Source organism: Paraburkholderia sp. GAS41 (assembly GCF_050436545.1).
Lineage (GTDB): Bacteria > Pseudomonadota > Gammaproteobacteria > Burkholderiales > Burkholderiaceae > Paraburkholderia.
Genome location: NZ_JBNDMK010000023.1, coordinates 21,114 through 34,321 on the forward strand (window position 1 = coordinate 21,114; position 13,208 = coordinate 34,321).

Genomic DNA, 13,208 nt, shown 5'->3' on the forward strand with positions numbered 1-13,208 from the left:
GCAGACGGCGCGGGCGGCAATCCCCATTGCGCGTCAAAGCAGAATTCGAAAAAAAGCAAAAACGGGGACACACAACATGTTCAGAAACACCAGTATTCGCGGGAACATCACGTTCGTCATCACGGTCTTTAACGCGATTCTATTGATCGTGATCGGTGTCAGCGTCGGCATGCTCAAGCTCAGCAATGACGGCATGAGCAAGATGTATGAAGAGGACACGCGGATCCTGGTGGAACTGAAGACCAGCAGCGAATTGCTGCAACGCGTACGTGTCTCGCTCGACAGTTACCACGCACTCTATGCCATCGGCGACCCGGAGCCGCAACTGCTCGTCAATGCTCACGAAGATATCAAGGAGTCCGACCGGCAATTCGCGGACTATCTCGCGCACCAGCCGGCCGATCAAACGGTAAGGGATTTATCGACGCAGTTGCAGGGCAAACGCAATGCCTTCGTCAAACAGGCCTTGCTGCCTGCTTTCGATGCCCTCGAACAGATGGACTTCAGCACCTTCAAGACGCTGCAAGGCAAGGAAACCAAGGCCTTGTCCGATGCCTACCAAAGCTCGATGTCGGGCCTGGAAGGTGTGCTGGCCGAACGGCAAAAAGCCCGCTATACCGATGCGCAGACGCGTTTTCGCTCCATGGTCGGCGTGCTGGGCGTAGTGGCGCTCGTCGCGCTGTTGCTGGGCTTTCTGGCGCGACGCGTGTTGCTCGGCGCCGTCGTGCAGCCGTTGGCGCACATGATCCGGCATTTCGAACAGATCGCCTCGGGCGATCTGCGCGCCGAAATCACGGTGAAGCGCGAGAACGAAATGGGCGCGGTGTTCACCGGTCTCCGGAATATGCAGCACGCTCTCGTCACCACGGTGGCGACGGTGCGCAGCAGTACGGAATCCATCAACGTCGGCGCGCAGGAAATTGCTAGCGGTAACAGCGACCTGTCTCATCGCACCGAACAACAGGCGGCTTCCCTCGAACGCACCGCGTCGAGCATGGAACAGCTCACTTCGACCGTGAAGCAGAACGCGGACAACGCCCGCCAGGCCAACACACTGGCGTTGAGCGCGTCGGAAACCGCGGTGCTCGGTGGTCAGGTGGTCGGCAATGTCGTCGAGACCATGCAGGGCATTTCCATGCACTCGCGCAAAATTGCCGAAATCATCGGGGTAATCGACGGTATCGCGTTCCAGACGAATATCCTGGCGCTGAATGCGGCCGTCGAAGCCGCGCGCGCAGGCGCACATGGACGCGGTTTCGCAGTGGTCGCGAGCGAGGTCCGTAATCTTGCGCAGCGCAGTGCGTCTGCCGCACGCGAAATCAAGCAGCTGATCAATGATTCGGTCGAGCAGATCGCTCAGGGCTCGTCGCTCGCTGAACGCGCGGGTGCGACGATGAGCGATGTTGTCCGGTCAGTGCAGAAGGTCACGGCAATCATCACTGAAATCTCGCACGCCGCTGGCGAACAAAGCAAAGGGATCGAGCAGGTGAGTCTCGCCGTGGCGGAAATGGATCAGACGACCCAGCAGAACTCGGCGCTCGTCGAGCAGGCGGCAGCGGCTTCGCAGTCGCTGGAAGAGCAGGCGGCGCGGCTGATGGAAGCGGTGTCCGTGTTCAAGGTGGTGGCCGCCTGACGAGCTGCAGACTCGCGCGATAAGACGATGCGTAGCGCGCGAGCGCAGTCCGGTTTGCTTAGGTGTCCCGCTCAATCGATGCCGTGAAACACCGCATCGTCCGGCCCGAGGTAGACCGGCGGACGCCACGCCGCATCGCGCATGGAATGCTGCACCAGTTTCTCGACGCCGAGCAGCACCGCGAAAATTGCCATCCGTACCGGGATGCCGTTATCGGTCTGGCGGAAGATGGCGAGCCGCGAATCGTGATTCAGGTCGACGCTCAGGTCGTTGGCGCCCGGGCGGCTGTCGCGCGGCAGCGGGTGCATGATCAGCGTATCGAGTCCGCACACGCTATCGACCAGCGCCTGGTTGATCTGGAAGTCCGGCGTGTAGCCTTCGAACGATTCGTCGGCGAAACGCTCTTTCTGGATGCGTGTGGCGTACACCACGTCGGCGCCGCGCAGGCCGCCTTTCAGGTCGTGGGTCTGCTCGATCACGTGATCGTTGCGCGAGATCTGTTCGACGATATAGCTGGGCATTTCCAGCGACGGCGGCGAGATCAGCGTGAACTTGATGCCGCGATACAGCGCCAGCAGCTTGACCAGCGAATGCACGGTACGGCCGTACTTGAGGTCACCCACCAGCGCAATATGCGCACCATCCACGATCTTGCCGAGGCGCGAAAATTCGCGCTGGATCGTGTACAGGTCGAGCAACGCCTGGCTCGGATGCTCGCCGGGGCCGTCGCCGCCATTGATCACGGGCACGTTGGTGGCACGCGCGAATTCGGCCACCGAGCCTTGCTCCGGATGGCGGATCACCAAGGCGTCGACGTAGCCGCTCATCACGCGGCTGGTGTCGTAGATCGACTCGCCTTTGGCCATGGACGAAAACGTGAAACCTGTGGTGTCGCACACCGAGCCGCCGAGCCGGCAGAACGCCGCGCCGAAGCTCACGCGCGTGCGGGTGCTGGCCTCGAAGAACAGGTTGCCGAGCACCGCGCCTTCGAGCACGCGGGAGATTTTGCGGCGACGCGCGATGGGCTGCATGATGTCGGCGACGCGAAAGAGCGCTTCGACCGAGTCGCGCGAGAACTGATCGACGGATAGCAACTGCGACTTGCCTTCGAACAGCATCTGGCTGGCGAGCGATTGCGAGTCTACGCTTTGCGTATATTTTTCGCCGGGTTCGCCGTTCACGACGATTTCCGACACGAAACGCTCGACAATCTCCGGCATCGCCCGCGATTCCGCCGAATCGTCCGGCAGCAGCCACGTGTCCAACGCCCGGCGCGATACGCCGATGCGGCTCGCGAAGGTGTCGCGGGTCATATTCAGGCGACGCATGGCATCGCGAAGGAAAGCTTGTTGCGGGACGCTCATGCAGGCACCTCTCGGTCAGGTTAATGTACGCGGTGCGTATATTAGTTCGATGGCAGGAGAAGTCAAGCGATTTTGAGATCGATGCCGTGTGGCTGGGCGGAGCGGCGTCGCGTTCCTGAGCTTTCCGAATTTGAGATGGTGCCCGGCGCGACAGGCGGATAATTTGCGCCCTTGTCTTTTATCTCACGTCGGCGGTTGTCCGACTCACGCGGCATGCCGGTTCGTCCACCTTTCGCTGTTGATGTCTTTCCCGTTGTGCTTCTTCCGGTTAATCCGCTTACTCGGTGTAAGCGCCGGATTCGCCGGTGGCGTGATACGTCCGCATTGCGCGGCGCCTCGCAACAGGGGCGCTGCTGATGTCTTCGATCCTCGGTGCAGGCAGCCAGCTCAGCCGCGGCGAGATCCGCTTCGTCACCCGGCGCAGTGCGTGGACGATCGCCATTGTGACGGCAACCGGCGTCGCGGCGCTCTCGCTCACGGCGGGCATCGTGATTGGCATCCATCTTCCCGCGCATGATGCGGCGGGCCCGGTCAGCCAGGCGGTGAGTCGCGTCGAGCATACCTATGCGATCGATCAGCTTGGCCAGTTGAATGCATCGGTGGCGCAGATCGAGCCGCGCATCGAGCGGCTGACCAACGAGATCGGCGCCCTGCGCGATTCCGAAGCCCGCTTGCACACGCCGAAAGTGCCGCCGCGCGCGCCTGCCGACCCGGCGGATCAGGATAGCGCCGATGCAGACGGCGAGGGCGGCCCAGCGTTGCCACCCCGACGCTGTGTCGAAGCGGCCGCGCGGCCGTCGCGCGGCGATACCGCTTCGACCCGGCAGCAACTCGAGTGCATGAGCGCCACGCTCGCCGCGCTCGAACGCGAGACCGCGGCACACGAGGTCGCCTTTAACGCGTTTCCAGGCCGCATGCCGGCCGACGGCGCGCGTTTCGGCTCGCCGTTCGGCAACCGCATCGATCCGTTCACGCAAAAGCTCAGTTTTCATCCGGGTATCGATCTGGTCGCGCCGAGCGGTACGCCGATTCTCGCCGCCGCCGGTGGTCGCGTGATCTTCGCGGGATCGAAAGGCGGCTATGGCAACGCAGTCGAAATCGATCACGGCAACGGTCTCGTGACCCGCTACGGTCACGCGTCACGCATCCTCGTGCGCGAAGGCGATCTGGTGCTGCCGCGCCAGCCTATCGCCGAGATCGGCTCGACCGGCCGCTCGACGGGACCCCACCTGCATCTCGAAGTGCTGGTGAACGGCGCCCCGGTCGATCCAACCGGCTACCTCGCGCTATTCGGAGCCCATCCGCATGGCTGATCTTCGTTCGACCCGCGACGCGGGCAGTCTGACGCAACGTACCTATACGCTGCAGCCGGTGCGCTCGCGCGCCGTTCGCGCTGCGCTCTGGACCGGCGTGTGTGCATGCAGTGTCGCCGTCGGCGCGGCGGCGATGGGCTGGTATGCAACCCAGCACGCCGGTCTGGCGGCTCAGTGTGCGAGCGCGCCGGTCTCGCCGGACGACATGCAAGCCGAACTCGAACGCAGCCGGCTCGCCTTGGCGCAGGAGTCCACGGCCCGCGCGGCCGTCCAGAAGGCCGCTGACGCCTCGGCCGCCGAAGTCGGCCTTCTGCGCACCGAGTTGCTGTTTCTGCGCGACCAGAGCCAGAAACGTCGTTGAGCGTGTCATGCGAGGCGTGGCTCATCACGCGGCTCATCACGCGGTCTATCGGGCAGTGAATCCATCGAGCCGGCTCGTCGCCCGGCAACGCATGACGCGACGAACCGTTCCATTCATCAGTTAGAGATCATTCATGTTCAAAAAGAAGAAAGCACCGACCATCCAGCATGCCAAGCTCGCGACGTTGATTGCGCATGACGTGCGCATTACCGGCGACCTCGAATTTAGCGAGGGCCTGCGCATGGACGGCTATGTGCTCGGCAACGTCATCGGCAAGGCGGGCACGCAGACGCTGCTGGTCCTGAGCGATCGCGGCTCGATCGAGGGCAACGTGCACGGATATGACGTGGTGGTGAACGGGAAGATCGTCGGCGACGTGATTGCCGATCATTTCGTCGAACTGCAGCCCAACGCGCACGTGACCGGCAACATCCATTACCAGCAACTCCGCATGGATTGCGGTGCATCCGTGGACGGCAAGCTCACCCGGCGCGACCCGGCGCTTGCGCCGACGGTGATTGGCCGTGACGCGGCGGACCCGGAGCCACACATGGTGTGAAGTGAGCGCCGCTCGCTCAGGTCGGATCGGGCAGTTTCGGCAGCTCCTTCACCAGATCGGTGCGCAGCGTCGCGTTGAGCGGATTGGGCCGCCGCGAGGCGCCCCGGTCGAGATGGGCGAGCATGCCTTGTTCGGCGATCAGATGCTGCAAGGCCAGCACGATCAGCCCGATGATCAGCAGCAGATCGCCCGCGAACACAACGGCATACACCGCCGACGTGGTCTGCGGGTTGCCCAGCAGGAGTGACGCGTTGCCCCGGTTCAGCAGTACCAGCATCAACGGCACCGCCGCATTCGAACCCGTGATCACACTGGCGATCGCCACCAGCATGCGGGCCGGGCCGAGGTCCGGGCGGCGTCGGCGGCAAACCTCGTAAAGCGTGAGCACGCGAAACGGCAAAAAGAATAGCGTGAGTAGCGCGGCGCGATAGAGCGGCGGCGCCTTCAAGGCGTGCGCAACCGAAAACAGCACGCAAAACAGCGCGGTCAGGGCCAGGCCTTCGCGCATCAACGCGGGCGAGCCGAACAGGACGCGCGTGCCGGACCAGACCAGAATTCGCGAATGCAGACCCAGGGTGGCGGTGGCGATCAGCAACAGGGTGGACGGCCACACCGCGTGCAGTCCGAAGCAGCCTGCTGCCGCGCTCATCAGAAAGAACGATGCCGACCAGAGGCGAAACGCCGCGACCCGCGCGAAGATGCGCGAGAGCGCAGCCGTCACGATGCCGCTGCAGAGAAAGGTGATCAGGCAAATCGAATTGAACGTCGCTACATCGAATTTCATGAAGTCTCCAGCGGGCGAATCCTGCGCTGCACGCGCGGTGCAGTTCCGGTTCGCGCGGATCTTTGGTCTACGCCACCGCCATGTGGGTCTTCAGCAACGCGCCGAAAGCCTCCGCCTCGAGCGGTTTGCCCAGCAGGAAACCCTGCATTTCGTCGCACATCAAGGATTTGAGCTTGCCCAGCTGCGAGGCGGTTTCGACACCTTCAGCCACCACGTCCATGTCGAGCGAATGCGCGAGCGCAATGATCGCGGATACGATCGCCGTGCCTTCCGGGCCTTGGTCATCGAGACCATTGGTAAAAAAGCGATCGATCTTCAACTGCTTGACGCGGAAGCGTTGCAGATAGGCCAGGCTCGAATAGCCGGTGCCGAAATCGTCGATGGCGATTTCAAAGCCGTTCGTCTGAAATTCGTGAATCATCTCGATCGTGCGCGGGGCGTCCTGCATGGCGACGGTTTCGGTGATCTCGAACATGATGCGGTCGCTGTCCACCTGTTCGGCCTGGACGATCTCCAGCACGTTGGCGACCAGATTCGGCTGCGATAGCTGACGCGGCGACAGATTGATCGCCACCTTCATCGACGGTAGACCCGCGTCGGCCCAGCGACGGATCTGCCGGCAAGTCTCGCGCACCACCCAGTAGCCGATCTGCACGATCTGGCCGGAGCGTTCGGCAATCGGAATGAACTCCATCGGGGCCAGCGCGCCCAGCACCGGATGATTGAGGCGGATCAGCGCCTCGGCGCCGGCAAGCTCATTGCTGTCGCCGCGGAACTTAGGCTGGAAATGCAGTGTGAAATGACCGGCGCTGAGTGCTTCGTGCAGCGCGTGCTGGATTTGCAGCGTGCGCGTCGCCGCTTCGTTCATGCTCGCTTCGAAGAAGCGATAGGTGCTGCGGCCCGCGCGCTTGGCTTCGTACATCGCGGCATCGGCGTGCTTGAGCAGGGTGTCGACGGTGTCGCCGTCCTGCGAGAACAGCGCAATGCCGATACTCGGCATGACCTGTAACGGCTCGTTGTCGTTCCACACCCCTTCGCGCATGCGTTGCAGGACGCTTTCGGCAATCAGTCCCGCGTCCTCGCGGGCCACCAGATTCTCGGCCAGCACGACGAATTCGTCGCCGCCCAGGCGCGCCACGGTGTCGGTGGCGCGAACGCAGGACTGCAGACGCTGCGCGAAGGCGGCGAGTACCTGGTCGCCGGCCGAATGACCGAGCGAATCGTTGATGGTCTTGAAGCCGTCCAGATCCATGAACAGGATCGCGAACACGTTGTTGCGGCGGCGCGCCAACTGGATGGCTGTTTCGATCCGTTCGGTGAGCGTCGCGCGGTTCGGCAGACCGGTCAGCGTGTCGAGCGTAGCAAGGCGCACGATCTGCCCGTTCAGGTTCGATACGGCGCCTGCCAGGAAGCTCGTGCGCGCATCGAAGCGCGACAGCATCAGCGTGACGATCAGAATAACGAAGGTGGAGAGCGACACCGCCGTGGCGAGCCACTCGGTGTTGACGCCGCTGGCTGCGCCGCAAATGGCGCCGACGGGAAAATCGACCGCCATCATGCCGGCGTAGTGCATACCGCAAATGGCCACCGCCATGACGAGCGCAGCGCCGAAGCGGATGCGGGTGACGTGGCGCGCGGCGTTGTCGCGCAGCTTGCGGGCGATCAGCAGCGCGGCCAGGGAGGCGGCGATCGCAATGACAAGCGACGCGACAAACCAACCCGTCCGGTAGACAAGGCCGGGATGCATGCGCATGGCGGCCATGCCGGTGTAGTGCATCCCCGAAATGCCGAGTCCCATCAGCACGCTGCCGCTCACGAGATGGCTTGCCGTGACCCGTGCACGCGTGGTGACGAAGAGCGCGAAATACGACACCACGACCGCGATGGCGAGCGAGTCACCCGTTAGCGTCAGGTCGTAGCCGAGTGGAATCGGCAGCGACAGCGCCAGCATGGCGATGAAATGCATGGACCAGATGCCGACGCCCATCGCGGCTGCGCCGCCGGCCAGCCATGCTTGCCGCAGGCGTGCCGAGGCCTGCAACGCGATGCGTCCGGTGAGGTCGAGGGCGGTGTATGACGCCAGCGCCGCGACGCTGAACGAGATCGCCACAAGCCAGAAGTTGTAAGTGCCAAGCATGTTTAGTCCAACCGAAAAAAAGGAGGGGCGGCTCCACTGGTTATCGGCTGTCGGCAGATTTTATTTAATCAAATTGTAGGGTTCGATGGCTGGTTTGCCGCTGAGACCTCGTGGGAACTGACATGGGTCAATTTGAGGCGCTCATCTAATCAGCCGGTGATGCAGCCCATCATCGACAATGAGCAGCACGAAATGACCTGTGCCGTTGGCCGATGCGGTAAAAACGTCCGGGCAAGTATCGGCGGCACGTCGTGGCGCTGTATTCGTTGTGTTCGCTCGCAAAACGCGATGTCCACAGTACGGCTCGCGTAAGCGATCGGATGCAGCAGTCGGGTGAAGTCGTGATCGCGCACTTATCAATTTTCTGTCAGCATCACTGGCAGCGGCCCAACCTGTGAAGACGCCCTCGCGTGGCGGACGCAGCGCCCAGACAGGGCGTTTGTTATCGAGTGCGTGATCAACAGCCTTTTCACACATGCGTGCAAAGCCATTCGCCGTTGTAGCTGCTCTTGTCATGCTCGTGCCGTCGCTCGCTGCCGCCCAGGCGTTCGAGAGCGGTTCGCGCGCCGAGTTGTACCGGCGCGCCGTGCTCGAGGGGCGGGACGTGCAGTGCCGCACCAACGCCTCGTGCGCGGCGCTGGGTGTGGCCGCGCTGGACGCGGGACGCATCAAGGATGCGCAGTCCCTGGTGGATATGGAATCCATGCTGGCGGACGCTGCCACCTTGCAAGCCGAAGAGGAAAACTCACCGAAGGCGATCAACTCGGCGCATGCGCGTGTGGCGATGGCGCTGATTCATCAGGGCGATGTGCAAGCGAGCCTCGAAGCGTTTTCAAACGCACGTGCGTATTACCGGACTGCCGCAAGCCGCGGCATGGAAGCCCCTGACGATGTCATGCTGGGTCGCGTGGGCGAACTCGCGCAACAACGTCTTGCCGGAATCGCGGACAAGCAGGTGGTGGAGGGGTTGCCTGCATCCGGCGTGGAGTTCGCGCGCTATCTGAAGCTGGGCGGATGGAGCAACATCACGCTGACGCCGCTCAAGGGACGTCGCGGCGTGTACCGGCTGCTGGCTGAGTTTCTTTATCCGAGCGTCAGCAGCACTGGCCAGCCGGTGGCCAGCACCGGCACCGTGTTGGCAAACGTGCGTTTTTACGGCGCCATCGCGCGGATCGTCGTTTCGGGTCAGCCGTCCGGTGTGCCGATCGAGGCCACCGCGAAACTGGCCAATCTCGACGCATACGACGGACACGCGGACAAGTGTCTGATCGAGTTGAGACTCACTGAACCCGAGACGCTCGACGTGACCACACACGGTTCCGCCGCCGCATGCGGGTTCGGCCCCAAGGTGATGGCCGACGGTCAATATTATCTAAAGACGGGTTCTTGACTGCATGGTGGAACGCCCCACGCAAATGTGCTTCGACGCGTGAGAAGTCTCCCGCCGCAAGCGCTACTCAAAACGGATTTCGCTTGCTACAAGCGACTGCCCGTCGCATGACGGGCAGTCGTGACGCGCTTAGTGCGGATGGTCGTCCTTATGCTCGCCTTCCTGCTTGTGCTCCGGCTCTGAATGCTGCTGTTGCGCCGGATGCGGCGCCGGTTCCGGATGCGCAGCGGCATGCTGTTGCGGCGGCTGCGGAGCCGGATGCGGGTTCTCGCGCGGGGCGGGTGCGGCTTGCTCTGCGCGTTGCTTCGGCGGCGCTTCTTCCGCATGCTGCGGTTCACTGCGCGGTGCTTCACCATGAGGCGCTTCAGCATGCGGCGCCTCGGCCGCGCGTTGCTGCTCCGGCTGCGCGTGCTGTCCTTCCGGTGCGCGCGGCGGCTGAGGAGCGGCTTCGGCTGGCCGGGCGTCATGCGTTTCCGGTTGAGCATGCTCGGCCGCTTCGTTCTGCGGACGCGGCACACCATTCTCGTGCGCTTCGTTAGCCTGATTGGCACGCGGCGGCTCTTTGGCATTCGGTTTCGGCGCAGCGGCATTCGGCGCGTGGGCTTGCTGCTCAGCCGGGTTCGGCGCATGGGCTGCTTGCGCTTCATTGCCGTGTTCCGGCGCACCTTGCGCAGTCACGGGACGAACCTGCGTCCGGTTGATCACGCGAAACCCTGCCGGCACCGCTACCGCACCCGCTTTGCCCGGATGGGCAGCCTCTGTGAACGCAGCGGGCGCGGCGCTGCGCACCACCGGTTCGCCCGCACCCGCCACCTTGCCGCCGCTTGCGGCGAAGCGTTGGGCAAGCGTGTCGTGATAGGCCGCCGGCACCACTGGTGCGCGGGTCGCCACGACCTCACGCTGGGCGAGCGCCGCTGGCGCGCCGACATGGGCAGGCCGCAACGCGCCCGCGAAGCTCTGCTGAACCGGTGCGATGGCAGGCGCGCCGGCACCGATCTGTGCATGAGCGAGCGCCTGCGCATTGAACGGACGAGCCGCCTTGGCGACTGATTCGCCATGCACGAACGCATTCGCCGGCACGGCGGCAATCGCGCCCGGCGCGTTCTGGTTGATGTACGTGTTGTGGACGTTGGTGACGTTGTTGATGATCGTCGTGTTGTGAACGTTGGTGATGTTCACGTTGTTGATGCGGCTGTAGTACGTCGGGCTGGTGTGATAAGCCGGATGCCACGGCTCTCCCGGTCCGAGTGCGAACCACGCCACCCCTGCGCCGACTGCGCCGCCAATCGCGAGATCGACGCCCCATTGCGCGCCACCGCCACCGCCACCGCCGCCGCCGACAAAGGCCACCAGCGCCGGCGCGTACACGGGCGCTTGCGTCACCACGACCGGACCCGGCACCCATGCCCACGAGCGGTCGATATACGCCCAGCGGCCATAGTGGAAAGGCGCAAAGCCCCAGGGTGCATCGTCCACCCATGTCCAGCCCCACGGCGCGACCCATGCCCAATGACCCTCGTGATATGGCGCCCAGCCCGTTGTCACGGTGGTCGGCACCCACACTTCGCCGTAGTTGGGAACGCTGCGCCATGTACCGTTGGCGTCGAGGTCCTCGTAACCGGGGATTTCGCGCGACACGTAGTGCGCGGAGACCGAATTGTCTTCCGCGCGATCGCGCGTGGCGATCCACTGGTCGAACGCGTCGAGCGCCGGTGCGGAGCCACCGGTCTGCTGCTGCAAAGCCGTGCCGACGAACTGGATCTGCTGACCCGCGCTCATCTGGAACGAACCGCCGTCGCCGTACAACGTGGCGCTGCCCGCGCGCAGCGTGACGGTAGTCGAATTACCGTCGGCCGCTACGTCGACGCGGAACAGACCTGGGCCACTCGCCACGAGCGCCACGTTCGGCGTGTCGATCTCGAAGTTCTGACCAGCCGGCAGCGCGCGTACATGCGCGGACAGCGTGCCTTGTGTGACCTTCAACTGCGTGCTCGTGTCGCTCAGATTGACGATGTCGAGAGCGGTCTGCTGATCGAGCCGCAGCGCAGTGGAACCGGCGTGCAGCTCGGCGCGTGCATTGGCGTCGGCCCACAACTGGTCGCCCGTCGTGAGCGGCCGGTTGAGCGCGGCGTAAGACCAGTCGCTCAGGCCGGCGGGTTCCAGCGTAACGGTGCCGGCAAAATAATTCAGACGTGCCACACGATCCGGCGGATCACCCGCCGCTGTAGCAGCGGGGGCCGTGGGTGAGGGCACCTGGGCGAGACCTGCAAGGGGGAGCATCGCAAGAACGGCGGAGACCGAGACTGCAGTGGCGCGGATGCGGTGGAAGGTTGTTGTCATTGTCAGCTGCTCCGAAGGTTTCATTTTGTCAGGCCCGAAGACGGCCCTTATGCATACGTCCAACTGGCTAACGTCATGGACGTGGCAGCGGATGACATTCGCGTTGTAACCGGGACGCGAGTTTGCAACGAAATGTGAGCGTTGCATAGTGACTGTGGGCGAGTCGTCAGGGCGGCCTTCGAAGCAAGGTGTTTTGTTCGTCAGAATCGGTGCGATGGCGTGGGCTGAATCGTAAGGACATGCAATCATCGTGTAATGGAATGAGCCCGTTGCGCTGTTTGCGAGGCGTATGCCGTGTGACGTTGCGATTCGTTTGAAACGCTGCACGACGATCGCATGATGGTGGTATGGGCGACGACCTGAGCGCAGCGAAGAACGTTCGACAACGCATAACGAGGCGCATTGAAACAGATGAAGGGAACGGGACATGATCGATATCGTCAAGGAGATTGCAAGCTTCAAGGCAGGCCGTGAGCCAGAGCGTCTGGCGATGAAATATCCGCTCATGCGCACTTCGCCGTTCGTCTTTCTACGCGGTACGTGTCATCTTTTCTATCAACGTTTGCCGCACGGCAGTGTGCTGGAAGCGGCGCCCCCGGCGTGGATCTGCGGCGACATGCATCTGGAAAATTTCGGCAGCTAAAAAGCCGATAACCGTCTTGTTTATTTCGACATCAACGACTTCGACGAAGCGTGCCTCGCGCCCAGTCTGTTCGAACTGATTCGCTTGCTGACCAGCGTGATGATCGGTGCGGCCGATTTGCATGTGAGTCGCGCCGAAGCACTCGCGCTCTGTCACACTGCGGTCGATGCGTATGCCGCCGCGTTGAGCGACGGTCACGCGCGTTGGGTCGAAGAGGAGACGTCGCAAGGCATGGTGCGCGATCTGTTCGATGCACTGCGCAAGCCGTCTCGGCGTCGACCGCTATGTGATGCTGGTGGAGGGGAAAGGCTCGCCGGACGGCAATTATCTGCTCGACCTGAAGCAGGCTTTGCCGTCGTCAGTCGCACCCCACGTCAAAACGACACAGCCCGTCTGGGCCACCGAAGCGCAGCGTGTGGTGGCCATCCAGCGGCGTGCCCAGGCGGTCTCGCAGGCCTTTCTGCATGCCGTCGAGTTCCATCAGCAGCCGTATGTCTTGCGCAGCTTGCAGCCTACGGAGGACCGTGTCGCATTGAGCGACTGGGACGGCAAGTTGCCGCGGCTCGAGGCCGTCGTCAACACCATGGCGCAACTGAGCGCGTGGGCGCAGTTGCGCAGCAGCCGCCGCGACTGTGAAGCCGTAGAAGATTTTTCGAAGACGCGGGGAAGGCAGGAGGTCGAGCG

9 protein-coding genes and 1 pseudogene are annotated in these 13,208 nt (G+C 63.3%); 6 read left to right on the forward strand and 4 right to left on the reverse strand.

What is annotated here, in order from left to right:
* Positions 1-76 precede the first annotated feature (76 nt).
* Positions 77-1,633: a methyl-accepting chemotaxis protein gene (locus P3T43_RS26555; RefSeq protein WP_429283978.1), complete on the forward strand. Its 1,557-nt coding sequence runs from the start codon at positions 77-79 to the stop codon at positions 1,631-1,633.
* Positions 1,634-1,704: 71 nt separating this feature from the next.
* On the opposite strand, the gene P3T43_RS26560 is transcribed toward P3T43_RS26555, so the two are convergent.
* Complete coding sequence (locus tag P3T43_RS26560) at positions 1,705-2,997, reverse strand: aspartate carbamoyltransferase (RefSeq protein ID WP_429283979.1); 1,293 nt, start codon at positions 2,995-2,997, stop codon at positions 1,705-1,707.
* A 356-nt stretch (positions 2,998-3,353) separates the two neighbouring features.
* Between P3T43_RS26560 and P3T43_RS26565 the strand changes: the two genes are divergently transcribed.
* The 3 genes from P3T43_RS26565 (at position 3,354) to P3T43_RS26575 (ending at position 5,230) form a co-directional block, all read left to right on the forward strand.
* Complete coding sequence (locus tag P3T43_RS26565) at positions 3,354-4,310, forward strand: M23 family metallopeptidase (protein ID WP_429283980.1); 957 nt, start codon at positions 3,354-3,356, stop codon at positions 4,308-4,310.
* Positions 4,303-4,671, forward strand: a complete 369-nt coding sequence (locus tag P3T43_RS26570) for a hypothetical protein (protein ID WP_429283981.1) — start codon at positions 4,303-4,305, stop codon at positions 4,669-4,671. The genes P3T43_RS26565 and P3T43_RS26570 overlap by 8 nt, the downstream gene beginning before the upstream one ends.
* Positions 4,672-4,804: 133 nt before the next feature.
* Entirely contained in the window at positions 4,805-5,230 is a 426-nt protein-coding gene (locus tag P3T43_RS26575; RefSeq protein ID WP_429283982.1) for a bactofilin family protein, read from the forward strand.
* A gap of 16 nt (positions 5,231-5,246) precedes the next feature.
* Here P3T43_RS26575 and P3T43_RS26580 read toward each other — a convergent pair whose 3' ends face one another.
* Both P3T43_RS26580 and P3T43_RS26585 read right to left on the reverse strand, forming a co-directional pair.
* Entirely contained in the window at positions 5,247-6,014 is a 768-nt protein-coding gene (locus P3T43_RS26580; RefSeq protein WP_429283983.1) for a hypothetical protein, read from the reverse strand.
* A 67-nt stretch (positions 6,015-6,081) separates the two neighbouring features.
* Positions 6,082-8,151, reverse strand: coding sequence for a putative bifunctional diguanylate cyclase/phosphodiesterase (locus P3T43_RS26585; protein WP_429283984.1), 2,070 nt, complete (start codon positions 8,149-8,151; stop codon positions 6,082-6,084).
* Positions 8,152-8,665: 514 nt separating this feature from the next.
* Here P3T43_RS26585 and P3T43_RS26590 point away from each other — a divergent pair.
* Entirely contained in the window at positions 8,666-9,541 is an 876-nt protein-coding gene (locus tag P3T43_RS26590) for a hypothetical protein (RefSeq protein ID WP_429283985.1), read from the forward strand.
* A 129-nt stretch (positions 9,542-9,670) separates the two neighbouring features.
* On the opposite strand, the gene P3T43_RS26595 is transcribed toward P3T43_RS26590, so the two are convergent.
* Entirely contained in the window at positions 9,671-11,881 is a 2,211-nt protein-coding gene (locus tag P3T43_RS26595; protein WP_429283986.1) for a DUF6600 domain-containing protein, read from the reverse strand.
* A 427-nt stretch (positions 11,882-12,308) separates the two neighbouring features.
* Between P3T43_RS26595 and P3T43_RS26600 the strand changes: the two are divergent.
* A pseudogene (locus tag P3T43_RS26600) lies at positions 12,309-13,173 on the forward strand (DUF2252 family protein); the annotation flags it as partial.
* Between the last annotated feature and the right edge of the window lie 35 nt (positions 13,174-13,208).

What these genes read in the sequence shown, in the direction of transcription:
- P3T43_RS26555 (WP_429283978.1), top strand. Translation starts at nt 77, where the DNA reads ATGTTCAGAAACACCAGTATTCGCGGGAACATCACGTTCGTCATCACG.
- P3T43_RS26560 (WP_429283979.1), bottom strand. Translation starts at nt 2,997, where the DNA reads ATGAGCGTCCCGCAACAAGCTTTCCTTCGCGATGCCATGCGTCGCCTG.
- P3T43_RS26565 (WP_429283980.1), top strand. Translation starts at nt 3,354, where the DNA reads ATGTCTTCGATCCTCGGTGCAGGCAGCCAGCTCAGCCGCGGCGAGATC.
- P3T43_RS26570 (WP_429283981.1), top strand. Translation starts at nt 4,303, where the DNA reads ATGGCTGATCTTCGTTCGACCCGCGACGCGGGCAGTCTGACGCAACGT.
- P3T43_RS26575 (WP_429283982.1), top strand. Translation starts at nt 4,805, where the DNA reads ATGTTCAAAAAGAAGAAAGCACCGACCATCCAGCATGCCAAGCTCGCG.
- P3T43_RS26580 (WP_429283983.1), bottom strand. Translation starts at nt 6,014, where the DNA reads ATGAAATTCGATGTAGCGACGTTCAATTCGATTTGCCTGATCACCTTT.
- P3T43_RS26585 (WP_429283984.1), bottom strand. Translation starts at nt 8,151, where the DNA reads ATGCTTGGCACTTACAACTTCTGGCTTGTGGCGATCTCGTTCAGCGTC.
- P3T43_RS26590 (WP_429283985.1), top strand. Translation starts at nt 8,666, where the DNA reads ATGCTCGTGCCGTCGCTCGCTGCCGCCCAGGCGTTCGAGAGCGGTTCG.
- P3T43_RS26595 (WP_429283986.1), bottom strand. Translation starts at nt 11,881, where the DNA reads ATGACAACAACCTTCCACCGCATCCGCGCCACTGCAGTCTCGGTCTCC.